This window comes from bacterium, from assembly GCA_019912885.1.
Lineage (GTDB): Bacteria > Lernaellota > Lernaellaia > JACKCT01 > JACKCT01 > JAIOHV01.
The window spans coordinates 1-25,715 of record JAIOHV010000225.1 but is presented as its reverse complement, the minus strand read 5'-3'; the positions used below and the strand labels follow the sequence as shown (position 1 = coordinate 25,715).

28 protein-coding genes and 1 tRNA gene are annotated in these 25,715 nt (G+C 63.1%); 16 read left to right on the top strand and 13 right to left on the bottom strand.

All coding sequences use genetic code 11. From position 1 onward, the window contains the following. Window positions 1-23: 23 nt before the first annotated feature. The 4 genes from K8I61_19835 to K8I61_19820 form a co-directional block, all read right to left on the bottom strand. Window positions 24-701, bottom strand: a complete 678-nt coding sequence (locus tag K8I61_19835; GenBank protein ID MBZ0274296.1) for a TIGR00266 family protein — start codon at window positions 699-701, stop codon at window positions 24-26. An 81-nt stretch (window positions 702-782) separates the two neighbouring features. Further along, window positions 783-1,466: a TIGR00266 family protein gene (locus K8I61_19830; protein ID MBZ0274295.1), complete on the bottom strand. Its 684-nt coding sequence runs from the start codon at window positions 1,464-1,466 to the stop codon at window positions 783-785. A gap of 9 nt (window positions 1,467-1,475) precedes the next feature. Next, on the bottom strand, window positions 1,476-2,144 hold the full coding sequence (locus K8I61_19825; protein ID MBZ0274294.1) for a TIGR00266 family protein: 669 nt from the start codon (window positions 2,142-2,144) through the stop codon (window positions 1,476-1,478). Window positions 2,145-2,405: 261 nt separating this feature from the next. Continuing rightward, entirely contained in the window at window positions 2,406-2,819 is a 414-nt protein-coding gene (locus K8I61_19820; GenBank protein ID MBZ0274293.1) for an EVE domain-containing protein, read from the bottom strand. A gap of 240 nt (window positions 2,820-3,059) precedes the next feature. Between K8I61_19820 and K8I61_19815 the strand changes: the two genes are divergently transcribed. Further along, the gene (locus K8I61_19815) at window positions 3,060-3,704 is read left to right on the top strand and encodes a riboflavin synthase (protein ID MBZ0274292.1); all 645 of its coding nucleotides are present in this window, start codon (window positions 3,060-3,062) and stop codon (window positions 3,702-3,704) included. 203 nt (window positions 3,705-3,907) lie between these two features. Continuing rightward, complete coding sequence (locus tag K8I61_19810; GenBank protein MBZ0274291.1) at window positions 3,908-4,609, top strand: type II secretion system GspH family protein; 702 nt, start codon at window positions 3,908-3,910, stop codon at window positions 4,607-4,609. A gap of 90 nt (window positions 4,610-4,699) precedes the next feature. On the opposite strand, the gene K8I61_19805 is transcribed toward K8I61_19810, so the two are convergent. The 4 genes from K8I61_19805 to K8I61_19790 all read right to left on the bottom strand — a co-directional run bounded on the left by K8I61_19805 (window position 4,700) and on the right by K8I61_19790 (window position 7,797). Beyond that, window positions 4,700-5,488: a CAP domain-containing protein gene (locus K8I61_19805; GenBank protein MBZ0274290.1), complete on the bottom strand. Its 789-nt coding sequence runs from the start codon at window positions 5,486-5,488 to the stop codon at window positions 4,700-4,702. Continuing rightward, the gene (locus K8I61_19800) at window positions 5,376-6,104 is read right to left on the bottom strand and encodes a DUF5666 domain-containing protein (protein MBZ0274289.1); all 729 of its coding nucleotides are present in this window, start codon (window positions 6,102-6,104) and stop codon (window positions 5,376-5,378) included. The genes K8I61_19805 and K8I61_19800 overlap by 113 nt, the downstream gene beginning before the upstream one ends. Window positions 6,105-6,414: 310 nt before the next feature. Beyond that, a tRNA-Gly gene (locus K8I61_19795) sits at window positions 6,415-6,486 on the bottom strand. Between the two features lie 45 nt (window positions 6,487-6,531). Further along, window positions 6,532-7,797 (bottom strand): ribonuclease H-like domain-containing protein, encoded by a 1,266-nt coding sequence (locus tag K8I61_19790; protein ID MBZ0274288.1) that lies wholly within the window; start codon window positions 7,795-7,797, stop codon window positions 6,532-6,534. 43 nt (window positions 7,798-7,840) lie between these two features. Between K8I61_19790 and K8I61_19785 the strand changes: the two genes are divergently transcribed. The 11 genes from K8I61_19785 (at window position 7,841) to K8I61_19735 (ending at window position 20,811) form a co-directional block, all read left to right on the top strand. Further along, the gene (locus K8I61_19785; GenBank protein MBZ0274287.1) at window positions 7,841-8,365 is read left to right on the top strand and encodes a TlpA family protein disulfide reductase; all 525 of its coding nucleotides are present in this window, start codon (window positions 7,841-7,843) and stop codon (window positions 8,363-8,365) included. Between the two features lie 21 nt (window positions 8,366-8,386). Then, complete coding sequence (locus K8I61_19780; protein ID MBZ0274286.1) at window positions 8,387-9,979, top strand: DUF6029 family protein; 1,593 nt, start codon at window positions 8,387-8,389, stop codon at window positions 9,977-9,979. 37 nt (window positions 9,980-10,016) lie between these two features. Then, on the top strand, window positions 10,017-10,775 hold the full coding sequence (locus tag K8I61_19775) for an SDR family oxidoreductase (GenBank protein MBZ0274285.1): 759 nt from the start codon (window positions 10,017-10,019) through the stop codon (window positions 10,773-10,775). 7 nt (window positions 10,776-10,782) lie between these two features. After that, window positions 10,783-12,156, top strand: coding sequence for a hypothetical protein (locus K8I61_19770; protein MBZ0274284.1), 1,374 nt, complete (start codon window positions 10,783-10,785; stop codon window positions 12,154-12,156). A gap of 31 nt (window positions 12,157-12,187) precedes the next feature. Then, a complete protein-coding gene (locus tag K8I61_19765; protein MBZ0274283.1) occupies window positions 12,188-13,663 on the top strand; it encodes a hypothetical protein in 1,476 nt (491 codons plus the stop codon). A gap of 468 nt (window positions 13,664-14,131) precedes the next feature. Next, window positions 14,132-15,043: a UDP-3-O-acyl-N-acetylglucosamine deacetylase gene (gene lpxC, locus K8I61_19760; GenBank protein MBZ0274282.1), complete on the top strand. Its 912-nt coding sequence runs from the start codon at window positions 14,132-14,134 to the stop codon at window positions 15,041-15,043. A 228-nt stretch (window positions 15,044-15,271) separates the two neighbouring features. Then, window positions 15,272-16,192 carry a TRAP transporter TatT component family protein gene (locus K8I61_19755; protein ID MBZ0274281.1) on the top strand — a complete coding sequence of 307 codons (921 nt, stop codon included), beginning with the start codon at window positions 15,272-15,274 and terminating at the stop codon, window positions 16,190-16,192. Then, window positions 16,189-17,187: a TRAP transporter substrate-binding protein DctP gene (gene dctP, locus K8I61_19750; protein ID MBZ0274280.1), complete on the top strand. Its 999-nt coding sequence runs from the start codon at window positions 16,189-16,191 to the stop codon at window positions 17,185-17,187. Before K8I61_19755 ends, dctP begins: the two co-directional genes overlap by 4 nt. After that, window positions 17,187-17,729, top strand: coding sequence for a TRAP transporter small permease (locus tag K8I61_19745; protein MBZ0274279.1), 543 nt, complete (start codon window positions 17,187-17,189; stop codon window positions 17,727-17,729). The genes dctP and K8I61_19745 overlap by 1 nt, the downstream gene beginning before the upstream one ends. Further along, window positions 17,729-18,979 (top strand): TRAP transporter large permease subunit, encoded by a 1,251-nt coding sequence (locus K8I61_19740; GenBank protein MBZ0274278.1) that lies wholly within the window; start codon window positions 17,729-17,731, stop codon window positions 18,977-18,979. Before K8I61_19745 ends, K8I61_19740 begins: the two co-directional genes overlap by 1 nt. Next, on the top strand, window positions 18,976-20,811 hold the full coding sequence (locus K8I61_19735) for a glycosyltransferase family 39 protein (protein ID MBZ0274277.1): 1,836 nt from the start codon (window positions 18,976-18,978) through the stop codon (window positions 20,809-20,811). Before K8I61_19740 ends, K8I61_19735 begins: the two co-directional genes overlap by 4 nt. A 122-nt stretch (window positions 20,812-20,933) precedes the next feature. Here K8I61_19735 and K8I61_19730 read toward each other — a convergent pair whose 3' ends face one another. Both K8I61_19730 and K8I61_19725 read right to left on the bottom strand, forming a co-directional pair. Beyond that, window positions 20,934-21,185: a hypothetical protein gene (locus K8I61_19730; protein ID MBZ0274276.1), complete on the bottom strand. Its 252-nt coding sequence runs from the start codon at window positions 21,183-21,185 to the stop codon at window positions 20,934-20,936. A gap of 29 nt (window positions 21,186-21,214) precedes the next feature. Further along, window positions 21,215-21,472, bottom strand: coding sequence for a hypothetical protein (locus K8I61_19725; GenBank protein ID MBZ0274275.1), 258 nt, complete (start codon window positions 21,470-21,472; stop codon window positions 21,215-21,217). A 183-nt stretch (window positions 21,473-21,655) separates the two neighbouring features. On the opposite strand from K8I61_19725, the gene K8I61_19720 reads away from it, so the two are divergent. Genes K8I61_19720 through K8I61_19710 form a run of 3 tightly spaced genes read left to right on the top strand, consistent with a single transcriptional unit; the run spans window position 21,656 to window position 23,448 of the window. Continuing rightward, a complete protein-coding gene (locus K8I61_19720; GenBank protein ID MBZ0274274.1) occupies window positions 21,656-22,198 on the top strand; it encodes a PaaI family thioesterase in 543 nt (180 codons plus the stop codon). A 3-nt stretch (window positions 22,199-22,201) separates the two neighbouring features. After that, on the top strand, window positions 22,202-23,134 hold the full coding sequence (locus K8I61_19715; protein ID MBZ0274273.1) for a hypothetical protein: 933 nt from the start codon (window positions 22,202-22,204) through the stop codon (window positions 23,132-23,134). Next, entirely contained in the window at window positions 23,134-23,448 is a 315-nt protein-coding gene (locus K8I61_19710) for a hydrogenase maturation nickel metallochaperone HypA (protein ID MBZ0274272.1), read from the top strand. The genes K8I61_19715 and K8I61_19710 overlap by 1 nt, the downstream gene beginning before the upstream one ends. 74 nt (window positions 23,449-23,522) lie before the next feature. On the opposite strand, the gene K8I61_19705 is transcribed toward K8I61_19710, so the two are convergent. From K8I61_19705 to K8I61_19695, 3 genes are all read right to left on the bottom strand, one after another. Beyond that, window positions 23,523-24,386, bottom strand: coding sequence for a hypothetical protein (locus K8I61_19705; GenBank protein MBZ0274271.1), 864 nt, complete (start codon window positions 24,384-24,386; stop codon window positions 23,523-23,525). A 172-nt stretch (window positions 24,387-24,558) separates the two neighbouring features. Beyond that, window positions 24,559-25,074, bottom strand: coding sequence for a hypothetical protein (locus K8I61_19700; GenBank protein ID MBZ0274270.1), 516 nt, complete (start codon window positions 25,072-25,074; stop codon window positions 24,559-24,561). 420 nt (window positions 25,075-25,494) lie between these two features. After that, the gene (locus tag K8I61_19695; protein MBZ0274269.1) at window positions 25,495-25,686 is read right to left on the bottom strand and encodes an acetyl-CoA carboxylase biotin carboxyl carrier protein subunit; all 192 of its coding nucleotides are present in this window, start codon (window positions 25,684-25,686) and stop codon (window positions 25,495-25,497) included. Window positions 25,687-25,715: the final 29 nt, after the last annotated feature.

Below are 25,715 nucleotides of genomic sequence, written 5' to 3'. Positions count from 1 at the left end.
GGGCGCCGCGTCTCGACAACCCCCTACGACTTATTCTTCTGCTCCACCCGCCGGAACGGGTTGATCCATCCCGCGAACGCGGGGCCGGAGCGGGTCTGGACGAAGATCTCGCCGGTGCCGGAGTAGCGGCACACGAGGCCTTCGCCGGACAGGAACGTCGCCTTCAGGCCGCCGACCGTCTCCACGTTGTAGGTGATCGTGTCGGGGAACGCGACGATGTGCGTCGTGTCCACGATATACGAGCCGTTGACGGCCACCTTCTTGAGCCCGCCGTAGCTGTTGAAAAACACCGTGCCCGTACCGCTCACCTTGATGAGGAAAAAACCTTCGCCGGAAAAGAAGCTCCTCGCGCCGCCGAACTTCGGATCGACGGTGATCTCGCCGAAGTGCCCGAGGTACGCGCCGGACTGCATGTAGTACGTCTGGTTCTGCAAACGCAGCACTTCCACGTCGCCCGGCGCGCTCGGCGCGAGCTTGATCGTTCCCGGCGCGCCTTCCGCGGAAAACGTGTTCACGAAAAAGCTCTCGCCCGCGACCATGCGCTTGAGCCCGCCGAGCAGGCCGCCTTTCGCGCTCGTTTCGATCTTGACGTTCGGGCTCATCGCGACCATCGCGCCGGATTCGGCGACGATCTTCTCGCCCGCGGATAGCGAAATGTCGGCCATCGCGTAATCGGGCCGTCCGGTGATGTTGTATTCCATGACGTTCTCCTACGACATTCTTGGCGGAAGTTCTTGCCCGAACTCGATCCTCAATCCTCGATCCTCAATCCTCAATTTTTCCTACTGCTTTCTCGGCGGAAGTTTGTGGCCGAAAAACTGACCGAACGCGCTCGCGTTGTGCGTCTGCATGTAAAGACGCCCCTTGCCGGAAAACTCGCACACGAGCCCTTCGCCGGACAGCAGCGTGCTCTTCAGCCCGCCGACCTTTTTGACCTTGTATTCGAGCGTGTCCTCGTACGCCGCGATGTGCCCGGTGTCGCAGATGAACGCGCCGTCGATGTCCTTGTGGAACAGGCCGCCGAAGCTGTTGATGAGAAGATCGCCCGTGCCGGAAACGCGCATCCAGAAAAGCGCCTCGCCGGAGAACAGCCCTTTCAGCCCGCCGAACTTCGTGTCCATCTCAAGGCCCGGCGAGGACGCGAGCCAGCTTGAGCTTTGCACGATGAGCGCCTTCGTGCCGTCAAGCGCGATGTGCTCGATGTCTCCGACGAGCGTCGGGGCGAGCGACACGTGCCCCTGGGCGTTTGCAGTGAATGTGTTCAGGAAAAAGTTTTCGCCCGCGAGCAGGCGCTTGGCGGCCTTCAGCAATCCGCCCGCGCCGCCGCGGCTCATGGTGCTCGTCGAAACGTTCACGCCCGCGCTCATGGCGACCATCGCGCCGCCCTCGCTGACGATCGACTCGTTCGGCGACAGGTGCACGTCGGCGACCGCGTACGACGGACGGTGCTGGATATCGATACGCATCGGTTCCCCCTAGCGCGCCGGCAGCATCGGCGTGATCCAGCCGATGAGCGAGGACACGGTGCGGCTCTGGATGAAGAGCTTTCCCTTGCCCGTGAATTCGGCGACGAAGCCCTCGCCGGAAAGCAGCGTGCTTTTCAACCCGCCGACTTTTTTGACCTTGAACGCGAGGCCTTCCTCGAACGCGACGATGTGTCCGGTATCGACGACGTACCCGCCGTCCACGTCGACCTCGACGATGTTGCCGTAGCTGTTGATCCAGAGATCGCCTTCGCCCTCGGCGGCGAGCAGGAACAATCCCTCGCCGGAGAGCAGCGATTTCATGCCGCCGTATTTCGTTGAAAGCGTCACGTCCGGCGTGCACGCGAGGAACGCGGACGCCTGAATCGTGAACGGCGCGCCCTTTTCGATTTTCCGGTGCACGATATGTCCCGGCAGCGTGGGGGAGACGTACAATTCGCCCGCGCCGCCTTTAGCGGTGTAGGTGTTCTGAAAGATGCTTTCGCCGCCGAAGATGCTGCGCAAAAGCGATTTGAAAAAGCCGCCCTGCGCCTTGGTCTTGATCTCCAGGTTCGGCGACATGCCCAGCATGGCGCCCGCTTCGGTGCGGACGGATTCGCCGTCGGATAGCGACACGAAAAGAGTCGCGAACGACGGCCCGTGACGGATGTCGGACTGCATCTTTGCCCCCAATGTCAAACGGACGGGAAGAGGACAACGGGATAGCACCGCCGCCGTCCGGGGTCAACGAATATTCGACGGTACAAAGAGGACACCGGGAAGACACGGAGAGCACCGAGAGAATCTGGTTTCAAGTCCATCGCATTTCACCCAGGCCCTTTGGCGAGTTGATTTGCGGTGACAAAAAATCTCCGTGCCCTCGGTGTCTCCCCCGTGCGCTCCGCGTACCGTCGAAAGAACCGCCCGCTCACCACGCCGCGCTCAAATCCTCCCGCGCCCGCCCATCTTCACGATCTTGTCGTACTGCGCCTTCGACAGCGGGCAGACGGACAGGCGCGAATTCTTCGCGAGCGCCATTTCATTCAGATCCTTGTCCGCCTTGATCGTCTTGAGCGTCACGGGCTCCTTGAGGGGAAAGACCGGCTCGACATCCACCGCGCTCCAGTCGTCGGTCGTCGTCGGATCGGGGTAGGGTTCGCTTACGACGCGCGTCACACCGACGATCCGTTTCTCGTCGCCGGAGTGGTAGAGCAGGGCGGTGTCGCCTTTTTTCATCAGGCGGATGTTGTTGCGCGCCTGATAGTTACGCACGCCGTCCCACGCGGTCTTTTTGTCCGCGACGAGGTCGTCCCAGCAGTAGGTGGACGGTTCCTGTTTGATGATCCAGTAGGCCATTGCGATTCCTCCCTTGCCCCTTGCCCCTTGCCCGTGCCCGCAGAAATGGACCTCATGGACATAATGGACTTTATGGACGCGGGCAACACGAGATACGCGCAATCTGTGCGTAGCGGCGCCGACCGCGCACTCCGTCCCGCCCCGCTCGAAGCGGGGCGACTGCGTTTGCGGCATAGACATCGCGCCCCATTCGCCTGTCGCAATTCCCAATTCGTGCCGTCTGTGCCACCATGCGTTCTCATGTTCACCGGACTCGTCGAAGAAGTGGGGCGCGTTGAGCGGGCGTCGCCGCGCGGCACCGGCATGTTCGTCTCCGTGGAGACGAAATTCGCGGGCGAGTTGCGCGTGGGCGATTCCGTCGCCGTGGACGGCTATTGCCTCACCGTGACCGATGTCGGCATCGGCCGCTTTTTCGTCGATATCGGGCAGGAAACCCTGAAACGCACGACCGCCGCGAAGCTACGCACCGGCTCGCGGGTGAACCTCGAGCGCGCGGTGCGTCTTGGGGATCGGCTCGGTGGGCATTTGGTGACCGGGCACATCGACGGCCTCGGCGCGGTGGAGAGCATCGAGAAGGCGCCGGACTTCATCGCGATCCGCGTTCGCGTGCCGGAGGCGGTGGCACGTTACCTCATCCCGAAGGGCTCCATCGCGATCAATGGCGTGAGCCTTACGGTGAACGAGGTCGAGGGCGCCGTTTTTTCGGTCGGTATCATTCCGCACACGGCCGCGAATACGACGCTCGGCGATCTGGCCAACGGCGACGCCGTGAACCTTGAGGCCGACCTCATCGGCAAATACGTCGAGCGCCTGCTCGGCGCGGCGACCGGCAAGGACCCCGACGCGCACCTGCTGGACCTTTTGAAAAAGCAGGGTTTCGCGTAGCGGCGACGCGCTCCGGCAGTCGTGCGTGCGGCGGAAATGCCGTATTACGAAAACCGCCAACCTTACAACGCGTAACGGTCACGTTTTCGAAGCGCCATGAACGCCTGCAATCTATCTGCTTGATATTGCGGCGGTATTTTTCATTTGCGACGCGTGGCACGGAAGTTGAGAGACTCCCCTCGTGCCCATTGGAGGGGGCGTTTATGAAGACACGGACGACGAATCGATCGGGTTTTACCGTTGTCGAGCTCGTGACCGTCATGGCGGTTATCCTGGTGCTGTCGGGCATCATGATCACCGCGATTTCCGGTACGCGCGGCAAGGCGACGGTCGCCCTGGCGCTTGATCAGCTTCGCGACATCCAGAAGGTGGCGGAATTTCGCTACACGGAAACGATGTCGGTGCCGGCCATCGGCGACCTGCAAGGCCTCTACGGACGCGGGTCGAGCAAGAACATCACGGACAAATACGCGGTTATCAATCTGGCGTCCCTTTCCGGCACGGGCGGCGATGCGAAGGCTCTCCCGGCGGGCGCGCCGAGCGGCGAATATGCGATCTGCAGCCTCTACGCCATTCCGGGCGCCGCGTACGTCTATTCGATCGACGACAATCCACCAAAGATCGCCGCGGCCGGCACCGATCCGCTCGGCGTCGGAAACTGTGGCGCCGGCGTGATACCGGAATCGGTTGGCGACGACGACAGCGATGACGACAGCGGCGACAACGGCGATGACGGCGATGACGACGGCGGCGATGACGATGGCGATGACGACGTTGACTCGTGCGCCTGGAAGTCTTGCCCGGACGGGCACGAGAAATTTCAGCACGCGAATGGCAATTGCGACTGCCGAAAGGTCGAATCGAAAAAAGACAAGAAAGACGGGAAAGGCTGCGACAAGGGCTGATACGCTCCCTGCCGGATCGACGCGAATCGACATCCGCTCCGATGCCCGGAGCGGATGTTGCCTATCGCGCGCGGCCGGCGCGCGAAACGGCTATCGGCCGAAGCAGTAGGGAATTTGGCTTGCGTACGAGCGCGGTTCGTAGCGCGCGAATAGCTGCGTGTAGACGGTACGCCCGCGGCAGAACGCGACGCCGACGCCGACGTGCGTGAATTCCGGGTCAAGCACGTTCGCGCGATGGTTTGGCCGGCAGGACGGCTCGTCCATGAACATCTCGACCGCGGTCTTCGGCGACATGTTCCGGCCGCGCGCAAGATTTTCCCCGGCCTTCACGTACGAGATACCCGCGGCCATAAGCCGCATCTCCATGCTCGCGCCCTTCGGATCGACATGGTCGAAAAAGCCCTCGTCGCACATGCGTTCGCTGTAGTCCCGCGCAACGGCGGCGAGGTCGGCGTCCCAGGCGAGCGGTGCCGCGAAATCGGATTCCTCCGGATGCGCGGCGCGTTCGCGATTGGTGTAGTAAGCAAGCCGGCAGGCGAGCGCGCCCGGCGTTTCGCCCTCGGGATCGCACGCGAGCGGCGCATCGCTTGCTTTCACCGCGAACGACTCGGATGCGCCGCCGGAATCGTCGCAGGCGGCGAGAGCCGCGCACCCGAAAGCCAGCAAGGCGAGTGCAATGAAAAGCCCGGCCCGGCGCGTCGCGAGGACGGGCCGGGTCGGACGGTTTGCGCAAGTTTGGGTTGCGGGACTCATCAAGGCGCCGATTCTAGTCGTCGTCTTCGTCCTCATCATCGTCGTCATCATCGTCGTCATCGTCATCGTCATCATCGTCATCGTCGTCGTCGTCGTCGTCGTCGTCTTCGTCGTCGGCGAACTCAACCTCGGTGTCTTCCCCGTAGGCGATCGTCAGGCCGATCATCTCGAAGCTGCTGTCGGTGAGGTTCTGGATCATCGATTGAATCTCGCGTTCCTCCTCGCCGGCACCCACGATCTCGTCGGCGTGGAAAATGCCGTCGCCTTCGCCGTAGAGGCCGTCAACCTCGACCCACTGCCCGACCGACAACTGGTCGATGGTCAATTCGCCTTCGTCCTCATCGTCCTCGTCTTCGTCCTCGTCGTCGTCTTCGAGATCGAGCGCGACCATCAGGTCGCCATAAACCACGAAGTACGAGAAGTCATCGGCGATGGCCTCGACCGGCGCGGTGAATTCTTCTTCGAACTCGTCCTCGTCGTCGTCGTCGTCGTCATCGTCGTCATCGTCGTCATCGTCATCGTCGTCGTCATCGTCGTCGAATTCGCCGAGCTCGATTTCCTCCGCGTAAAGCGTGCCGTCGTCCATCACGACAACCTCGACTTCGGCGAGCGCACCCTCCGTGAGGTCGCTGACATCGCCCTTGACCTCGCCGTTGCCGTCTCCTTCATCGCCGCAGCCCATACCGGCGACCGCAAGCGCCAGGGCGGCCACGGCGATGATCGAAATCCTCAAATATTTCATGATACGCACTCCTTTTGAAAAACCGTCGCGATCGCGACTCGGTTACCATTCATGGACGTCGCGGACAGAATGACCTATCGCAAAACCCGTGCCTTAAATCCTGCGCGCATGGGTACGCGTTTTTCCTCCGTTTTCCGTCGCTCGCGCCAAACGGCGCCAGTTTCCGCGCGCTGAATATTGCGCGTTTGCGCGTTTTTCAGCGGCGAATCACGATCGCGAATTGCGTTGGGAGCGCCGTTCAAGAAGCGCGGAAGCCGGGCGCAAAGACGAAAAAGCCGCCGGCAAACGCCGGCGGCCGTTTTTCGCGTCTAGCGGGAAACGGGATTTGAACCCGCGACCCTCGCCTTGGCAAGGCGATGCTCTACCACTGAGCTATTCCCGCGCAGCCCTCAAGACGCGCTTTTTATAGGGGCAAGCCGCGAGGCCGTCAAGAAGGAATCGCGCGCGGCCTTGGGGTCGATTTCGCCGCCTTCTCCGACAACTTTTCCCTTCTTTCGTACAGCTCGTGACGCAGCCGCGTATTTCCCGGCGGGCAATGCGCCAGGGCGCGGATGACGACCTCCCGCGCGGCGGCGGGATCCTTGCGGGTGCGTTCGTGATATCGGGCCAGCTCGATAAACGCCGTGCCGTCAAATGGCGCACCGGACTCGATGGCCTCCACGATCGCCTCCCAATGCCGCGCCGCGCGGTCCGGTTGTTTGGCGCGCTTGAAGATCAGCGCAAGCTGCCGCCGCGCCTCGCGGCCGTGATCGCCGCCGTCGCGCGCCGCGTGTTCCAGAAACGGCGCCGCTTGCGCCTCGTCCTTGCGCCAAAGGTGAAGCCGCGCAATTCCCGCGGATTCGATGGGCGAAAGACCCGCTTCGTCGGGATCGGGGCAAAACGCCGCGCTGGCCATGCGCGCGGCGAGCGCCGGCATCGTCGCGACATCGTACAAATTGTGATCGAACGTCGAACGCAAGAGGCGCACGTTCCGCTGCCGAACGTATTCGCCGTAGGTTTCGGGGATCTGCCAACTCGGAATATCGCGCCGTCGCGTGACGCGCAGCACCTCGCGCTCGAGCGTCGTCAGCCGGCAGTCGGCCGCCGCGCCCTTCCACACGCGGCGCGCGGGCAGGAGCACATCGAGATTCGGCATGAACGCGAACGCCGGGTCCATCCCGAAATGCCGCATCCGCCGCGCCAGAAACGGTACGTCGAACCCGCGTCCGTTGTACGTGAAAAGGAAGCGCCGCGCCGCCGCGTGCTCCGCGAAAAGCCACAGACTCGCGGCTTCCTCTTCCGCCGATGCGCAAAAGATCTGCCGCAGCACGAAATCGCGGCCCTCGTAGTACGCCAGGCCGATCATGAAGGCGAAGGCGCCCGCGCCGCTCGGGTGCCCGGCCGTTTCGATATCAAGCGAAAGCGAATCCGCCGGCGCAAGCCCGCCGGCGTCGTCAAGGCCGAAAACGTGCGCCAGGTGCTCGCGCGGCGTTTCGAGCAGATCGGACAGGCGCGCCAAACCGTAGAACGCGCCGGCCGCGAACGTCGTTTCCGCGATCGACACGGGGCCGAACGGCGTGTCCACGCGGCGCAGGTCCATGCCGTCGTCGTCCTCCACGACGGAAAGGCCCGCGCGTTGCGCGGCGTCGCGGGCGTGGATCTCGCCGATGCGCCGCCGGAGTTCGTCGATCGCGGTCTGTTTGTCGATGGCCATGCTCGTTGACGCCCCTTGCGTTGCTCCGTAACTTTAGCCCGCCATGACGCTTCCGAAAACATCCGCCCGCCTTGCCGCCGCGATCGCGCTTTTGGCGCTCGTCTGCGCGGCATCCGCGTACGCGCTTTCCGAGGGCGGCGCGGCGCCCGCCTTCACGCTGACCGACGCGGACGGCAAGCCGATGTCGCTTTCGGATCACAAGGGGCGCGTCGTCCTGATGTCGTTCTGGGCGACATGGTGCCTGCCGTGCCTCAAGGAGATGCCGACGCTCGAGGAAATTTACAAGGAATTCGAGGGCCGCGGATTCACCGTTCTTTCGATCAACACGGACGCGTCCTCCGGCGCGGCGCGCGCGCGGCAACTCGTCAAACGCAAGAAGGTGACGTACCCGGTGCTGTACGACGCGAACTCGAAGGTGGTCGGGCTTTACAATCCCAAAGGCGACCTGCCGTTCACGGTCCTGATCGACCGCGAGGGCAAGGTCGCGTTCACGCACACCGGCTTTGACGCCGGATTCCGCGAAACGCTCGAGGCGCGCATTCGCGCGGCGCTCGACGCGGCGAACTGACGCCGACACGGGGCCGCGCGCATGCTCCGATCCTCCGCCCGGCTCGCGATCGCTCTTGTCGCCGCGATCGCGCTTGCGCCGCCGGCGCGCGCGTTTGAACTCGAAACGCCGGTGACCGACAGCGTCGCCATCACCGAGACGCTGAAGACGCTCTACGATCAGACCTCGCCCGACGAGGACCTGCACTTTCTCGCCCTCATCAACCGCTTCAACCTTCAGGTCATCAAGAGCCGGTTCGCCGCGGGCGTCCGTTACGATTCCGAGTTTTATTTTGAACAGGAGCAGTACCGCCTGAAGTACTGGCTCGAAAAGGCGTACGTGCAATACGAAAGCCCCACCGTGTTCGTGCGCGCGGGCGACTCGCACAATCGCCTGGGCGAAGGGCTTGTGCTCGCACTTCAGGCGCTCGACGAATTCGGCCAGGACGACACGTTGTTCGGCGGCGTGGCGCAGGTGCGCGACAAGGGAGGGCATGTCGAGCTACGCGCCCTTGGTGGCGTCATCAACGAGGGCGACGATCTCTCGTTCAAGCCTGAACGAGCGAGCGAGGACGAGCCGGCGCTCGACGAGCGCGACATCGCCGGCGGCGGACAGATCGTCGCGGGCATGCCCGGCTGGGGGTTTGCCTCCGCGCGCTTTCTCGGCGGCGTGCTGCAAACGGATGAGGACATCGCTCTCGCCGCGCAGGAAGAGGACGATCCCTACGACATCGCCGGAGCGGGCCTGCGTTGGATGCAGCTTGGCGGGCTTGGCGAAATCTACGGCGAGTACGCCTGGTACATCCGCGAGGACCGCAAAAAGGACCTCGACCCCGAGCTGATCGAGGGCCGCGGCGCGTACGCCTCGATGAACCTCGCGGCCGGCCCGGTGACGTTCCTCGCCGAAGGGCAGGACTACTACCGTTTCGACTACCCGCACGCCGCCCCGCCGATTCTTGAATTCGAAAAGCAGACCTTCGGCCATCTGCCCGACCGCACCGACATTCTCGGCGCGCGCGGGCTCGCGGAGGTGCTGCTGCCGTTCTGGGAGTCGTCGATCCTCGCGAGCTACTACCACGCGCGCCGGCACGAGACGCCGCCAGACGAGCTCGCCGATCATTACGACCTGGACGCGAGCATCGAATGGGCCGAACACACCTACGGCGGATTCGACATCGTATTCCCGAACGGCGCGCACACCGTCGCGACCGCGGGCTATCGCGAGGAGCCCGAGGGCCGCTGGGTGCATGGGGAGTTTGATTTTTCGTATCCGCTCTTCGGCCGGCACGAGGCGGATCTCGCCGTGCGCGCCAAGGATTTCCACGGCATGGATACGTTTCTTGGCACCGAATACGGATCGTTTTCCGTCGCGCCGGGCTGGCTCTACGGCGGCATCGCCAGCGTCACGCTGCGTTACGAGCGCTCCGACGAGCCGCTCGCGGCGGGCGCGGGCGGCGTCGAGGGCGAAGACGATCCGGATTTCTGGTCGGGCGAGGCGCGCCTTCGCGCCGGCGAGCACGTCGATTTGCGCGCGTTCTACGGGCGCATCAAGGGCGGACTCGTGTGCTCGGGCGGCATCTGCCGCACCGTGCCGCCGTTCGACGGCGCCCAGCTCGACGTGACGCTCAAGTTCTGAACATCCGCGCGAGTGAATCGCGCAAACGGGGGAAAAAATGGCAGATCGATTGAAAAACAAGGTCGCGATCGTCACCGGCGCGAGCCGCGGCATCGGCCAGGCCGTCGCGGAGCGCTTCGCAAAAGAGGGCGCCGCCGTCGCGCTTCTATCGCGCAAGATCGAGGCTCTCGAGCCGGTCGCCGGCGCCATCCGCGCCGCCGGCGGAAAGGCGCTTGCCGTTGCGTGCCACGTCGGGCGCGAGGAGGACATCGTTGCCGCCGTCGACGCCGTGAAAAACGAGTTCGGCCGCGTCGATATTCTCGTCAACAACGCGGCGACGAATCCCGTCTTCGGGCCGGTGATGTTCTCCGACGCCGCGGCGTTCGACAAGATCTTCGAGATCAACGTGCGCGGGCCGTTTCTGCTTTCCAAGGCGCTGCTGCCGACGTTTCAGGAGCATGGCGCGGGCGCGATCGTCAACATCGCCTCCACGGCGGGGATCGAGCCGATGCCGGGCCTTGGCCTCTACTCCGCGAGCAAGTCGGCGCTCATCGGATTGACGCGCGTGTTCGCCGACGAGTGGGCGCCGTTCGGGGTGCGTTGCAATGTCGTGTGCCCGGGCATCATCAAGACGCGATTTTCCAAGGCGCTCTGGGAGTCCGAGGAGATCATGGAAATCGCGCTTTCGCGGCAGAAGTTCAAGCGCCTGGGCGAGGTCGACGACGTCACCGGCGCGGTGCTGTTTTTCGCCTCCGACGACTCCGCGTTCATCACCGGCGAGACGCTCGTCGTCGACGGCGGCGCCGTCCACGGTTGACGCGCGCATGAACGCGACCGCGCCGGAGATCCGCACGATCGTCGGCGCGATCCTCGACGCCCGCGCGCGCCGCGCGTGGAATGCGGCGGTCGGCAAATATTCGCCGGCGGCGGTCAATATCCGTCTCGCGCCGCCGCTTCCAGAAAACGCGCTTGCGATCATCGACGGCGCCGTTTCCGCGACAAACGACGCCGGCGAGATCGCGCGTCTCGCCGCACTACGCACGCGCGTGGCGCTCCTTGCGATGGACCGCGCAAGCGCGGCGCACGACGCGCGCATCCGGCGATACGTCACGGAGGGAGGCGAGGGCGAGCCGATCGCCGGGCTTCGCGCCAAGCTCGCCGCCGAGCCCGACGCGGCGGTGCGTCGAGCGATCTTCCGAAAGCTCGTGCCGGCGTATCGCGAGATCAACCCGCTGCTGTTCGAGCGCATCGCCGTGCGCCGTGCCGCGGCGCGAAAGGCCGGGTATGCGGATGCCGCGTCGCTCTTTGCGCCGCTCGGACGCGCGATCGACGAGACGACCAAAAACGGGGCGCGCGCGTTTCTCAACGCGACCGACGCGGACTACAAACACGCTCTCGCCGACGCGGCGGCGATGCAGCTTGGCCTGCCGGCGGGGCAGGTGCGTCGCGCGGATATTCCGTTTCTGCTGTCCGGTCCGACGTTCGCGCACGACTTCGCGCGCGATGTGCAGTTCGCGCTGCTCGATCGCGTGCTCGCGCGGATCGGCGCGTCGCGCGAAGGCGTGCGGTACGAGGCGCGCACGGACACGCGCGAGCCGTCGGCCGCGGCGTGTTACGCGATCGACGCGCCGTCGTATGTGCGCGTCGCCTACGTGCCCGCGGACGGTCCCGACGCGACGCAGGCTCTTTTCCACGAAACCGGCCACGCGCTTTTCGCCCGCGCGATGACGGCGGACCAGGCAGCCGGCGCGCCGTTTGCCCCCGCGATCGCGACGGAGACGGCGGCGTTCCTGCTCGACGGCGTGGTGCGCCACCCGGCGTTCGTCGAATGGGCGGGCCTTCTCGCCGGCCCGCCCGCGCGCGACTACGAGCGTTTCATGGAATTCGTGCGCCTCTATCTGCCGCGCCGCTTCGCCGCGAAGGTTCTGTTCGCCGCGGCGATCGCGGAGGAGACATTCGACGGCGTTGATGCGCTGCTAGAAACCGGCCGTGCGCTGTTTTCCCGCGCGTACGCCGTCGACCTGACGCACGACGAAGCGGCCGGCGGCCTGTTCGACATCGCCCCGCAGCTCTATGACGTGGCGTACTGGCGAGCGTGGCGCCGCGCCGAAGTGATCACCGGCGACGCGTCCGACAACCCCTGGTTCACGCGGCCCGACGCGCCGGAGATTTTACGCGCGACGAATATTCGCAGGTGAATTCGCGCGTAGGCGCGATATAATCGAATTTATGGGCTGCGGCACGGAGAACGAAACAAATTTATCGACGCTCGGGGATCGTCCGGATTGCGAGCTTTGCAAAAGGCAAACCAACGATCCGCACGATTCCGATTCCGTTACCCGTCGCATTCTTGCGGCTGCAATAATTTTTTTCGTCGCGCTAAGCACTCTCTATTGGGCGCGTGGCAAGGAAAAGACGCCCAAAATATTTGAATCTGCGAACGGCGTTCGCGCGGCGATCACTCACAACGCATTTGATCGGAAGTCGCCGGAATTTGCCGAAATCATGCGATTGTCGTCGATGCCAAAAGTCGCAGACCACGAGGAAACAGACTCCGCGCTATACGAAGATTTGCTCGATCAGGCCATCAAGAATCCCGAACAATACATCCCGTTACTGCACGAGAAGATCCGACGTAGAAACGATGCTCTGGAAGTGGGACGGGCGGCTATCGCGCTTGGAGTGGTCGGTAACGAGGACAGCGTTACCACACTTCTTGATTATGTCGGGGCGATAGGGACATCCCCGCAAGACGGGCGCCAAACATGGGGAGTTTTGCAGGCCGCGCGCGCGATCGCACTATTAACGCGGAAGAATGACGCCCGTGCGAAGGAGTTTGCTCGTCGGTGCCTTGAGGGGCGTCTAATGTGGGAAAGCGTGTCATCCAAGCCGTATCTTTCGGCGGAAATTCCGCGTTTCATGGCGGGCCATTGTGCTCAAGGACTAGGCGAATTAGGGACGCTGGACGCCTATCTCCTGTTGAAAAATCAGAGGTACAACAACGACGAGGCCATGGCCTCGAACATCGTGGCGCGGACCGTCGGCGTCGAGCGCTTTATTCGATCGAAATACACGCAAGCCGAATACCTGGATGCGGTCATGAAAAAGGAATTCCCCAGCCGGATACGATGCTCTTATTTTTTTCATAACAGAGGCAATTCTCACGAGCAGATCGTCAAGAAATTCGCCGACGGTGATCGATCGGCCGAAGTCATCGTCGCGATGGGTATCGCCGCGAAAAATTCACCGGCGATTCGAATACACTTCGAATTGCTGAAATCGATGCTCATTGATTTGAAAATCAGAGCCCCGGAGGACGTCCGCCGCGCCAAAGCACTGGCATACGCGATCGGGTTCGTTGCTCTTCGAGATCAATACGCTGGTTCCGACGAAGGACAAATTGACGATTTCGTTGACGATGAGGCACGGCGAATTCTGAAGTTGGCCAGCGATACAAAATTTTGGAGTCTGTACGTAAGTTCAAATTTGCTTGATCAACATATAGACGCAATTACGCAAGAATTGGCGGAAGTTGCGCGCACGTCCCGATATCTAGCCGGTGACCAACTTGAGGACGGCCATGTTCGAATTGCAAAGAAAGTCGACGGAAGTATTTTTGCGTCGACAAGAGGTAACCGCGGGAGATTGCTACCCGGCTATTTCCCGAATATGTGCGGCTATGTCCAGGACGACCTCGGGCTTTGATAGGCCTGTTGAACGAACCCGATCCCCCGCACGCTGGAAAGGCTCTCCTAAAAATCCCGCCGTGCTTCCGTGCCCTCCGCGCTCTCCGCGTCTCCGCATGAGGCAAAAACCCTGATTGCGCGGGAAGTCAAGATCGCGCCCTGGAAGGGCGCTCCTACTGCCAGCTCGGGAATCGAGCCTCTGTTATTTCTACTTTTTCTGGCGGCAAATCCGGGCCGTAGCGCCGATGACACAACGCTGTTGCGGCGACGCAACACTGTGTCGAAATCGCCTTGGGGATTATTTAAGCGAATAATTAGGGATAAGCACTTAAGTATTTGAAAACACGTGAATAAATCCTGTGACTTATCCGCAGCGGACTGGGGCCGTTTTCGGCACGACGCTTGCTCTTTTCCGGGGCCGTTGCCGCGCGTTTTGGCGCGGCCGGTTTCGGGTGTCCATTTTATAAGCGTGGGGTCTGTCGGAAAAATGAGTTATCAGCACACCATCGGAAAAACGGTCAGCGTCGAGAATGTCGGCCTTCATACGGGCCGTCTGATCAAACTGGCGCTCAAGCCCGCGCCCGCCAATCACGGCGTCCGCTTCGTGCGCACCGATCTCGCCGGCCGGCCGTCCGTCGTCGCCGGGCCGGAGTCCGTGACCGGCACGAGCTTCGCCACGACGATCTCCGGGCGCGATTTCATAGTCTCCACCGTCGAGCACCTCATGTCCGCGCTCGTCGGCCTGGGGATCGACAACGTGATCGCCGAGGTGTCGGGCGAGGAAATCCCGATTCTGGACGGCTCGAGCCGCGCGATTGTGCAGCTCATCCAGTCCGCGGGCCTCGTCGAGCAACCCGCGCCGCGCCGCTACCTCAGGATCACGCGCCCGGTCGCGCTGTACGAGGAAGGCAAATCCGCGGTACTCAAGCCTCACGACGGCTTCGCGATCGATTTTGAGATCGAGTTCGATCACCCGGTAATAAAAAAGCAGCGGATGGAACTCGAATTGACCCCGGAGACGTACGTCCGCGAGATCGCCTCCGCGCGCACGTTCGGCTTCCTGTCCGAGATCCAGACGCTCAAGGCCAACGGCTTCGCGGCCGGCGGGAGTCTCGACAACGCGATCGTGCTCGGCCCCGGCCACGTCCTGAACGACGGCGGCCTGCGTTACGCGGACGAGTTCGTGCGCCACAAGATTCTCGACGCCGTCGGCGATCTTTTCCTTGCGGGCATGCCGATCCTCGGCAAGCTCGAGGCAAAAAAATCCGGCCACGGCCTTAACAACCGCCTGGCGCGCAAGCTCATGAACGAGCGCTCCTCCTGGGAGATTGTCGAACTTGCCGAGCCGCCCGCCGCGGCGTGGCCGTATCCGTACGGCGCGGCCGCATCGCTCCGCTAGAACAACGGCCGCGTCCTTCACCTTGGAGCGAAGCGCGTTTCCGATACCTCCTTCAGGCATTCACGGCCCGGCTCTTCCGGGCTGTTTTTTTTTTGGCGGGCGCCTGATCGCACGAAGTCGTGCCGTCCGCCACGGGCGCTTTGACTTCGCCCTCCCTTTCTGATTTTATCGCGCACCCGAAACGGGTTTTCGGCGCGATTCCACGGACTTCAAGGACGATCCGCCCTTATGCGATGGATCCGATTCCTCATGGTCGCCACGCTTGCGTTCGCGCTTTCGGGCTGCGGTTCGCTCGTCACGCGATGGGCTGACAATCTCCAGGGGGCGGTGCTCGAGCACGACGACCCCGCGATGGTCGCCGGCGGTCTGCCCGCCTACCTGCTCATGCTCGACGGCGTCATCAAGGGCGATCCCGAAAACGAGGACGCGCTCTACGCCGCCGCGCGTCTTTACACCGCCTACAATTCCGCGTTCGTCATTGACGAAAACCCCGAACGCGCCCGCGTGCTGGCCGAACGTGCGTTCGACTACGCCGTGCGCGGCGCGTCGGAGGATTACGACTGCTTCGCCGCGCATCACGACGGACCGTTTTCGGCATTCGAGCCGTGTGCGGGGGAGTTCGAGGATCGGGACGACATCGGCGCGCTGTCGGTCGTCATTGGCGCGTGGGCCGGTTATATCCAGACGCACTCCGGCGACTGGGACGCGATCGCGGACCTCGCGAAGATCCGCCTGCTCGCCGAGCGGATGGTGGCGATCGACGGCGATTACGAGTACGGAAGCCCGCATCTTTATATGGGTGTTCTGCATACCATCGTTCCGCCGGCGCTCGGCGGCGATTTCGAGGCCGGCCGCGCGGAATTTGAGAAGGCGCTTGCGGCCGGGCGCGGCAAATTCGTTCCGGCGTACGTGTATTACGCGCGGCAGGTCGCGTTGCCGCTTGGCGATCGCGAGCTTTATGTGCGCCTGTTGAACAGCGCGCTCGCGACGCCGGCGGACGTCGAACCGCGGTTGACGCTCATCAACACGCTGGCGCGCGCGCAGGCGACGCGGATGCTGGCGCGCCTCGAGGACGACATGCCCGTGGCGATCGACGAGGAAGCCGAACCGGAAGAGGATGTTTCTTTATTGCAGGGGGAAAGCGAATGAAACGCCTGGCCGTTGTTTTTTTGGGATTGACGATTCTTGTTGCGACGCCGCTTCTGGCCGCGAGCATTTCGATGAAGGTGGCGACGCTTTCGCCCGAGGGCACCGCGCTTGCCAAGGCGTTCCACGCGGCGAACGACGAGATCAAGTCGGCCACGGGCGGGCGGGTCGACCTGACGCTCTACCCCGGCGGCGTGCAGGGCTCGGACACCGTCGTGCTGCGCAAGATGAAGGTCGGCCAACTCCACGGCGCGACGTTCACCGCGGGCGGCATTTCGGAGGTCAACCGCGACTTCGGCATCATGAGCCTGCCGTTCCAGTTCCGCTCGTACGACGAGGTGGATTACGTCCGGCCCACGATCGAGCCGATCATCATGAAGGGCATCGAGGATAAGGGGTTCGTGCCGGTCGCGATGATGGAAATCGGCTTCGTCTATATGATGTCGCAGCAGAAGATCAATTCCGTGGACGACCTCAAGGGACGCAAGGTGTGGCAGCCGGAGGGCGATCCCGTCGCCAAGACGGTGTACGCGGAGCTTGGCCTGTCCGGCGTGCCGCTGCCGCTGCCCGATGTGCTCACCGGTCTGCGGACGGGGCTTGTCGACACGTTCGCCAACTCGCCGATCGGCACCGTGACGCTTCAATGGTTCACCAAGGCGAAGTATCTGACCGACTACCCCCTGCTTTACACGTACGGCACGCTCGTCTTTTCCAAGCGCGGCTGGGAGAAGATTCCGGCGCAGGATCGCGAGACGGTTCGCGGCATCCTCAAGAAGCACATGGACGAGATCAACAAGGGCGTGCGTCAATCGAACGCCGAGGCGATGGCGACGCTGAAAAAGCAGGGGATCGAGGTTGTCGCGCCGAATCCTGAGTTCGTGAAGCGCATCGAGGAGGTGGGCGACGCCGCCACGCGCAAGCTCGCCGAGCAGGGAATGTTCTCAAAGGATCTCGAGGCGAAAATCGACAAGCTCGTGGCGGAATACCGCGCGAAGTGATGAGCCCGGAGCGTCCCGCGCCGCGCCCGCTTTCGATCGTTCACCGGGCGGAAGACTATTTTCTCGCTCTGCTTTTGACGGCGATGATCGTGCTGGCCGTCTTGCAGATCGTGCTGCGTAACGGTTTCGACACGGGGCTCTCCTGGATCGATCCGCTGCTGCGGACGCTCGTGCTGTGGGTCGGCCTGCTTGGCGCGGTCGTCGCCACACGCCAGGATCGGCACATCGCGATCGATCTCGTCTCCAAGTTTTTCGCGCCGCGCCGTGCCGCCGTTGTGCGTATCGGGACCGATATTTTCACCTGCGTCGTGTCGGCGCTCGTCGCGTACGCGGGCGTGCGTTTCGTGCGTGACGAGATGGAGGTCGGCAACACGACCTTCGCGGACATCCCGGTCTGGATCACGGAAATCGTCATCCCCTTCGCGTTCGGCGTCATCGCGATCCGGTACGCGCGCTTCGCGGTGATCCACGTCGTGGAGGCCGTGCGCGGCGCGCCGCCGGATGTCGCCGAACCCGACCGCCCCGGCGAGGCGGGCGCCTGATGCCCATCCTGCTCGCCATCGTCGCCGTCGCGGGCGCGCCGCTTTTTGCGGTGATCGCCGCGAGCGCGCTTTCGGGATTCGCGTCCGCGGATATCGACCTGTCCGTCGTCGCGATCGAGATCCACCGCATCACGGGCACGCCGGTGCTGATTGCGATTCCGCTGTTCACCTTCGCGGGCTACCTTCTCGGCGAAACGAAGGCGCCGGGCCGCCTGCTCGAGGTTTCGCGCGCGTTGCTCGGCTGGATGCCCGGCGGCCTGCCGATCGTCGCGCTCATTGCGTGCGCGCTTTTCACGGCGTTCACCGGCGCGTCGGGCGTGACGATCGTGGCGCTCGGCGGCCTGCTGTTTCCCGCGATGCAGCAGGAGGGCTACCGCGAAAATTTCAACCTTGGCCTCATCACCACGTCGGGGAGCCTTGGGCTTTTGTTCGCGCCGGCGATCCCGCTGATTCTCTACGGCATCATCGCCGAGGTGGACGTCGACCGCATGTTCGAGGCGGGCCTGTTGCCGGGCATCCTCATGATCGTGCTGCTCGGTTCGTACAGCGTATATCACGGCGTGCAATCGAAAATTCCGCTCGTGCGGTTTGACGCAAAACGGCTCGGCACCGCGCTGCGTGCCGCCGCGTGGGAGATCCCGCTGCCGTTCGTGGTGCTCGGCGGAATTTACGGCGGCATTTTCGCGGTCAGCGAGGCCGCGGCCGTGACGGCGATGTACGTTCTCCTCGTCGAGGTGTTCGTCTATCGCGAAATGCCGTTTTCGCGCCTGCCGATCGTGATGCGCGATTCCATGGTGCTTGTCGGCGGCATCCTCATTATTCTCGCGGTGTCTTACGCGTCGACGAACTACCTCATCGACGCGCAGGTTCCGATGAGACTCGTCGAGTTCACGAAATCGCACGTGACGAGCCCGCTGACGTTCCTCATGTTGCTCAACCTCTTCCTGCTGGTGCTCGGCTGCATGCTCGACATCTTCTCCGCGATCGTCATCGTGCTGCCGCTGCTCTTGCCGATGGCCGACGAGTTCGGCATCGACCGCATTCACCTGGGCATCATCTTCCTCGCGAACATGCAGATCGGCTATTGCACGCCGCCCGTGGGCATGAATCTGTTTATCGCGAGCTACCGCTTTGACCGGCCGATCCTCCAGCTCTATCGCGCGACGATTCCTTTTCTCGTTATCCTGCTGCTGACGGTCCTCATCATCACGTATTGGCCGGATTTGTCGCTGTTTCTGGTGAATCGATGACGCGCGCGCATCCGTCGGCCGAAACCGCGACGGATGACGGCGCGACACCGCCGGCGGCAAGTGGCGCCGGCCTGATTCCCGGGCGATGGTCGCGCCGGCTTTCCGCAATCAACCTCGCGTTCGCGCTTCTCCTCGCGTTTCTGGTTCTCGCCGTCGCAGCCTCGCGAATCGGCCACAAATTCGAGCTCGAGTTCGAGGAAGGCGATATCTTTCTCACGGCGCTGCGCGTGCTCGACGGCAAGGAGATCTACCCGCACCCGGACGAAGACCCGACATTCGTTCCGCTGCTGTACCCGCCGGGGTACTACTACATTTGCGCGGCGTTCATCGCGATCTTCGGCAAGTCGATCGCCGTATGCCGCGCGGTTTCGTTTGCCGCCGCGCTCGGGCTCGTCGCGCTCGTCTATCTTGTCGGACGGCGGGCCGGCGCGCGCAAAACGCACGCGGCGGCCGCGGCGCTGGCGTTTCTCGCGTTTTATCCCTTGACCGGTTACTGGTACGACCTCGCGCGGCTGGACGCGGTGTTTCTCCTGCTGTCTCTCGCGGCATTCGTGTTGATCGATCGACGCGAGCCGCGCATCGCGCATCTTGCCGGCGCGGGCGCGATGCTCGCCGCCGCGGTGTACACGAAGCAGGTTGCGGTCTTCTACGCGGGCGCGGCCGTCGTCGCGCTTATCTGGAACGACCGCAAGCGCGGTCTCGTTTTTGCCGGCGTCCTTGCGGCTGTCGGGCTTGCGATCGCGGCCGCATACGAGGTCGCCAGCGATGGGCAATTTTCGTTTTACGTCATGAAGGTCGGCGCGTCGCATCAGCTCTATCCAGCGCGCCTCCTGAATCCGTGGCCCGTCCTGCGTGCGTGCGGGCCGCTTGTGCTTGCGGTGGCGCTTATCGCGTTTTTTCGCGCGCGACAAAAACCGTCGAACGGCGAAAGTCGCGAATCATCGCGCGGCGCGCCGATCTGGGTACTCTTTCTCGCGGCGTCGATCCCGTGCGCGATGCTGCCCTGGGCCAAGGCCGGCAACTACCTCAACGATTTCATTCCGATCTTCCTCGCGCTCGCGATCCTCGTCGCGCGCGCGGATCACGACATCGCGCGCCTGTTGCTTCCGGTGCAGTTCGCGTTATGCGTATTCAATCCGTTCGCCCAGATCCCCGACGCGAAGACGATCGACGAGGGAAACAAGTTCATCGCGTCGCTTGCGGCGGAAAAAGGCGAGACGCTGGTGCTCGATCACCCGTATTACGCGTGGCTCGCGGGCAAACCGCTGCATCCCAAGGGGATGTTCATCGCGGAGACGCAAAAGGCGGGGCAGGCGCCGCCGGCCGCGTTGCGCCGGGCGATCGATGAGAGGCATTTTTCTCGCGTACTGGTCGATGTGCGACCGCCGTTCGACGTTTTTTCAAGCGAGATCATGGGGCGCTATCGCACGGAGGGCGAGCTGGTGCTGGCGCCGCGCCCGATGACGGGCACGATCATCTATCCCCGTTACGCGATGTTGCCGTTCGAGACGATCGCGACGGTCGATCTGTCCGCACCGACGCCCGAAGGCTTTGAGCGGGCGGGCGACGAGTTGCATTCCGCGCCGCTGCCCGCCCAGGCGTCGAGCGTGAGCTTTCTGATTGACGGCGACGCCGAGCCGCGCAGCACCGTGTTCCTTGCAAAAAATGACGGCACCGTGCTTTTCAGGACCGCCGGCATCCCCGGCCGGCCGCCGCTTCGCGCAAGATGGGGACTGAACGATTGCGGCGACGCGGGCTGCCGCCTGGTCATCAAGACGCCGATGCAAAAGCACGCCGGCCGCGCCGTCAGCGAATTGCAGATCGAGCGTTAAAGGATATTGAACTTGCCGTAAGCGGCGAAGTGCCGGTCAAACGCGATCGCGTCGCCGATGCCGAGCCGCTCCATCACCGCGAAACTCAGCGCGTCGCAGAAGGAGTATGCTTTGTCGGCGTGTCAGCGAAGGATGGAGACGGCGCGGGCTTCGTCTTCGGGGAGGATGCGTTCGATTTCGAAGACTCGCCTTTCGGCGACTTCCAGAAATGCGATCGCGGTTCGACGCGCTTCGCGCGATCGGCGCAGCAAGACGGCATATGTTTCGAAAACAACCGCGTTCGTCGTTAAGAGCCGCCAACTGCTCGAATCCGCCATCGCGAAAAGCTCGCGCGCCCTGGCATGCTCGGCGTCGTTCGTTAAAAATAGAGCCACAAACCCGCCAGAATCAACGAATACGCGCTTCACGTGTTGTCAGTGTCGCCATGGCCGTCAAGGGCAGCAGCAGCGACGTGCTCGTATTTGTTCGTCGAAATGTCCGTATGGTCCGAATGAAATTTGCCCGCGAGATCCAAAAGTGACTTATATCGGCCGGGGCGAGAAGGTGGCACTTCTTTTTTGCCCTCTTCCGCGAGTCCGCGCGTCAGCGCCTCTTCGATTTTGCGACGCTCGTCGGGCGGCAGTTGCTTGATCTGCTCCAGAATTTCCTCGGCCGTGCTCATGGTGCACCTCTTTCTGCCCGAATTGTAACGCGCCCTGGGGCGATCTCGCCAGTCCCATGTCGCGGGGAACGGGGTGGCGCGGGACGCGCACGCAGGTCAAACCGCGGCCTCTTGCTTCACGCGTTCGAAATGACCAAACTCCTCGCGCGTTTGACGCGGCGTTCAAAACGTCCGCAACTCCCCGTGGATATCATGATCGACTTCAAGAACGACGACAGCGAACCCGATCTCGGCCCGGAACCGGGTTGGGTCGAACTGAACACGCGCCCGCGCAAAAGCGGCGGCAGCCGTTTTCTGACCGGCGACGGGCGTAGCGATCGCTTGCGCATCCATTATTACAAATCGCCCGACAACCTACGCCTTTTCGGCAAGATCTGGTTCGGCCCCGAATCCGAGGGACCGCCCAATCACGCGCACGGCGGCAGCCAGGCCGCGGCGCTCGACGAAGCGATGGGCGCGTCCGCGTGGCTGGCCGGGCAGATCTCGGTCGCCGCGAAAATCTCGGTGAATTTCCGCAACATGCTTCCCCTGGGTTCCGTCGTTCGCGTCGAGGCGCACGTCACGGGCGTCGAAGGCCGACGCGTCTACACGAAAGGCGCGCTGACCGGGCCGGACGGCACGGTTTACTCCGACGGCGAAGGCATCTTCATCCGGATCGGCAAGGAGAAGATCGAGGAGCTCGCCGCGCTGGCCCACTCCGAGGACTGGGGACCGGGCAGCGTCTGACCCATGTCCCGCACTAAAATTTTCCTTGTTTACAATCCTCTCGCGGGCCGCAACGCAAGGCGCCCCACGCGCGTGGATTCGCTTGCCGCCGCCATCGACGGCATCGGTGAAATGGCCGTGACCTCGTCGGCGGACGAGGTGCCGAAGATCGGCGAAAGGATCGTGGCGGCGAAACCCGAGGTCGTCGCGATCTGCGGCGGAGACGGCACGCTGCATCACGCGCTGACGGCCATCATCCGCGCGGCAAGCGGCGAGCTGCCGATGACGGTCCTTCCGCTGGCCGGCGGCACGATGAACACGATCATTCGATCGCTCGGCATGGCCGCGACGGCCGAGAACGCGCTCGCGCGCGTCGCCGCGCGTTTGCTTGACGGGGGCAAACTCGCGTTTCGCAACCGCAACATCATGAACGTGTCCGGACGCTATGCGTTTTTGTTCGGATGCGGCATCGGCGCGAACATGCTGGACCACTACTATCGCGGCCGCTATCGTGGGGGCGCTCAGGCGGTTCAAACGGCATGGCATGCGATCGCGACGGCCGTGACGCGGTCGTCCGGTTACGATGACCTGTTTGCGTCGATTCACGCGAAAGTGACGATGGACCGAAAGACGATCGAAAAAAGGGAGTTCACGACGATCCTCATAGGCACCGTGAAGCACGTCGGTATCGGCGCCCGGCCGCTTTATCGCGCCGAGGAACGCGAGGGGGCGTTCCACGCGATCGTCGCGTCGTTCTCGCCGCTTGCCGCCGCGATGAACGCGCCGCGTACGTTTCTGTCTTTGCCGATGAAAGGGGATGTGGTGGACGATCTGGCCCGGCACGTCCGCATCGAATCCGAAACGCCGTTCCGGTATTTCCTCGATGGCGAGTTTTACGCCGCGTCCCGGCTTAACATCGACCTGGGTCCGGTCGTGCGCGTCGTCGGAGTTTCGTGATGCTGGACAAGCTTTTGCACCGGCTCGACTATTCGGGACTCGAGGACATCGCTCTTGCGCGCGTGGAGCCTTTCGGATTGCACCTGTTCGAAGTGATTTTTTACGCGTTCCTTTTACTGCTGGGTCTTTTTGCCCTGCGTTCGCTATTGCGCGCGCTGGCGATGGTTATCATTCCGCCCAAGCGCGAGCTTTTCACCGAGACGCCGATCGACTTCGACGTCGAGTTCGCGGAGTGCGCCTCGTGCGGGTGGACCGGCGAGGTCCCGGCCTTCCGCCGCCGCTGTCCCAAGTGCGGCTCGACCACGTTGATCTGAGGCTCGCGAATCGTCTCCTCAAAAGAAAACGGCGGCCGTTTCGGGCCGCCGTTTTCGCCATGCGGCGGATGCGATCAGCGGGCCGCGTCGTAATGGATTCGGAGGGCGTCGACGATCAGGCCGCCGCCTTCGCCACCGACGTACAGATTGAAGAGGTCAGGGACCAGATCGTTGACGAACGGGACGTTTTGCGCGCACAGGACGCCGTTGATGAGTGTGCTGGACACGAAGTTGATGAGGTCAAGCACGACGTCGAGCTGGAAGAACGCATTCGCGACGACGGTTTCGCAGTACGTGACATTCGTGCCGTCAAAGACGCTCGGATAGTCGTCGCCCTGCGACAGGCCGAAATCGTAAACGCCGAGCGCCGGGACGCTCGATTTGGATTCGTCGATGTGCTGGAACGTCAGGAATGCGCCGCCGTCGAAATTCATCGAGGCGAAAAGCCGCACGTAGATCGTCGAGGGCGCTTGGGGATACGTGATTTCCGTGTCCATGAATGTGAAGGAAAGATCGTCGCCCGCGCTCAGTTGGACCGCATGGCCCGATTCGGCCTTGGAAACGAGCGAGATGATTTCCGCGTTCGCGTCGCCGTCCTCGACGACCGTCCACGGCGCGCCGGGGTCGTTGCCGACGGTGTCGTCCTCGAAATCCTCAGCAAAGGTCTCCGTGCCGGGTAGATCATCGTCATCATCATCGTCGTCATCGTCGTCGTCATCGCCGCCGGTGTCGTCGTCATCATCGTCATCATCGTCATCATCATCATCGGCGTCGTCGTCATCATCGGCGTCGTCGTCGTCGCCCGCGGCGTCGTCGTCACCGGCGTCGTCGTCATCATCGTCATCGTCGTCGTCGCCGCAACCGCAGCCAATCGTCGCGGTCGCGGCCACGAATAAGACGCAAACAAGTAAGACCGAAAAAAGCGCTCTGATCGTCATTGATACGTCCTCCATCGGTGTTCATTCGCCACACGCCTTCAGCGAATTTGCGAGGGATATTCGTATTTTTCAACGCATGAAAACAAGGGCGGCGGGGCCGGAAGCGGATCGCCGGAAATGCGCGAACGGTTATTGGCGACCGCTGCCGCTTACTGCGCGCGCGGCGGGCGGATCAGAACGAAACGTTCAGATAAAGGCTCGTGAGCGACGGGTCCCACTCGAAGGGACTGTCGATCATCGGCGTCACGTCGAACTCGTCCTGCGACTGCGCGACGCGGTCCAGATCGTCGCCCTCGAAGGTCGAAAGCAACGATTTCTGCGGATCGGCGCTCATGCGGACGCCGCCGCGGATCGGGTGATCGCCGATGTGCGTCACCGAAGCGCCGCGGGGGGCATTGAAGGTCGTGTACGGCGCGGTCGGGCTCTCATCGACGAGCGTCGCGGGCAGATGCAGCAGCGTCCACGCACCGGTAGGATCGGGCGTCATCGTGATGGCGTAGAGCGCCGAACGCAGATCGATGATCGCGCCGGAAAACCGCAGGGGCGCCGCCGTCAGCAGCCCGTCAAAAGCGCCGTTCGCCGTGGACCAGGCGACGGTCGTGTGCGGCGCCGGTTCGTCCGCGTAAGCGAGAGCCGGCGAAACGGCGACGGCGACGGCGAGAAGGAATATGGCAAATACGCGCTTCATGACTGCATAAACATAGCCCCGCCGAAAGGGAGCGGCAAGCGTTTTGGTCGGAAAAACGACCGATTTTGTATATTTCCTGTCATGAAAAAACCGTAATTATTTCAAGTAGATACGATCGACACTCGCCGGACGCGCATGGTGCGGAATCGTTGGCCGCAACCAACGTATCGGCACGTATCTTCGGCCACCTGAATTTTGACACGCAAAGCGGTTTTCGGGTTATGCCGACGCAAGAGGCGCGGCATTGGGCAGGATGGACATCATGGACATTATGGACAGTTGACCAACGCCTGTGCGGTTACGATGGCCTTCCAGCCTTCCAGCCTTCCAGCCTTCCAGCCTTCCAGCCTTCCAGCCTTCCAGCCTTCCAGCCTTCCAGCCTTCCAGCCTTCCAGCCTTCCAGCCTTCCAGCCCTCCGGCCTATTCAATCACCAGCAGGCGCTGGCCGCGTTTCACCGCGGAGCCCGGTTTGGGGCCGAGTTCGGCGACCTTGCCGCCCTTGGGCGCTTGAAGCTGATTTTCCATCTTCATCGCCTCCAGCACGACAACGGGCTGGCCCTCGACGACATCGTCGCCTTCCTTGACGAGGTAGCCGATCAGCGTGCCGGGCATGGGCGCGGCGATCTCGAGCTGTCCCGAGG

Excerpts from the sequence above, each read along its gene's own strand:
- K8I61_19790 (MBZ0274288.1), bottom strand. The coding sequence starts at position 7,797 with ATGGCCATCGACAAACAGACCGCGATCGACGAACTCCGGCGGCGCATC.
- K8I61_19725 (MBZ0274275.1), bottom strand. The coding sequence starts at position 21,472 with ATGAGCACGGCCGAGGAAATTCTGGAGCAGATCAAGCAACTGCCGCCC.
- K8I61_19700 (MBZ0274270.1), bottom strand. The coding sequence starts at position 25,074 with ATGAAGCGCGTATTTGCCATATTCCTTCTCGCCGTCGCCGTCGCCGTT.
- K8I61_19745 (MBZ0274279.1), top strand. The coding sequence starts at position 17,187 with ATGAGCCCGGAGCGTCCCGCGCCGCGCCCGCTTTCGATCGTTCACCGG.
- K8I61_19715 (MBZ0274273.1), top strand. The coding sequence starts at position 22,202 with ATGTCCCGCACTAAAATTTTCCTTGTTTACAATCCTCTCGCGGGCCGC.
- K8I61_19735 (MBZ0274277.1), top strand. The coding sequence starts at position 18,976 with ATGACGCGCGCGCATCCGTCGGCCGAAACCGCGACGGATGACGGCGCG.
- K8I61_19755 (MBZ0274281.1), top strand. The coding sequence starts at position 15,272 with ATGCGATGGATCCGATTCCTCATGGTCGCCACGCTTGCGTTCGCGCTT.
- K8I61_19775 (MBZ0274285.1), top strand. The coding sequence starts at position 10,017 with ATGGCAGATCGATTGAAAAACAAGGTCGCGATCGTCACCGGCGCGAGC.
- lpxC (MBZ0274282.1), top strand. The coding sequence starts at position 14,132 with ATGAGTTATCAGCACACCATCGGAAAAACGGTCAGCGTCGAGAATGTC.
- K8I61_19740 (MBZ0274278.1), top strand. The coding sequence starts at position 17,729 with ATGCCCATCCTGCTCGCCATCGTCGCCGTCGCGGGCGCGCCGCTTTTT.
- dctP (MBZ0274280.1), top strand. The coding sequence starts at position 16,189 with ATGAAACGCCTGGCCGTTGTTTTTTTGGGATTGACGATTCTTGTTGCG.
- K8I61_19835 (MBZ0274296.1), bottom strand. The coding sequence starts at position 701 with ATGGAATACAACATCACCGGACGGCCCGATTACGCGATGGCCGACATT.
- K8I61_19780 (MBZ0274286.1), top strand. The coding sequence starts at position 8,387 with ATGCTCCGATCCTCCGCCCGGCTCGCGATCGCTCTTGTCGCCGCGATC.
- K8I61_19695 (MBZ0274269.1), bottom strand. The coding sequence starts at position 25,686 with ATGCCCGGCACGCTGATCGGCTACCTCGTCAAGGAAGGCGACGATGTC.
- K8I61_19705 (MBZ0274271.1), bottom strand. The coding sequence starts at position 24,386 with ATGACGATCAGAGCGCTTTTTTCGGTCTTACTTGTTTGCGTCTTATTC.
- K8I61_19765 (MBZ0274283.1), top strand. The coding sequence starts at position 12,188 with ATGGGCTGCGGCACGGAGAACGAAACAAATTTATCGACGCTCGGGGAT.
- K8I61_19815 (MBZ0274292.1), top strand. The coding sequence starts at position 3,060 with ATGTTCACCGGACTCGTCGAAGAAGTGGGGCGCGTTGAGCGGGCGTCG.
- K8I61_19800 (MBZ0274289.1), bottom strand. The coding sequence starts at position 6,104 with ATGAAATATTTGAGGATTTCGATCATCGCCGTGGCCGCCCTGGCGCTT.
- K8I61_19785 (MBZ0274287.1), top strand. The coding sequence starts at position 7,841 with ATGACGCTTCCGAAAACATCCGCCCGCCTTGCCGCCGCGATCGCGCTT.
- K8I61_19830 (MBZ0274295.1), bottom strand. The coding sequence starts at position 1,466 with ATGCGTATCGATATCCAGCACCGTCCGTCGTACGCGGTCGCCGACGTG.
- K8I61_19770 (MBZ0274284.1), top strand. The coding sequence starts at position 10,783 with ATGAACGCGACCGCGCCGGAGATCCGCACGATCGTCGGCGCGATCCTC.
- K8I61_19710 (MBZ0274272.1), top strand. The coding sequence starts at position 23,134 with ATGCTGGACAAGCTTTTGCACCGGCTCGACTATTCGGGACTCGAGGAC.
- K8I61_19810 (MBZ0274291.1), top strand. The coding sequence starts at position 3,908 with ATGAAGACACGGACGACGAATCGATCGGGTTTTACCGTTGTCGAGCTC.
- K8I61_19825 (MBZ0274294.1), bottom strand. The coding sequence starts at position 2,144 with ATGCAGTCCGACATCCGTCACGGGCCGTCGTTCGCGACTCTTTTCGTG.
- K8I61_19820 (MBZ0274293.1), bottom strand. The coding sequence starts at position 2,819 with ATGGCCTACTGGATCATCAAACAGGAACCGTCCACCTACTGCTGGGAC.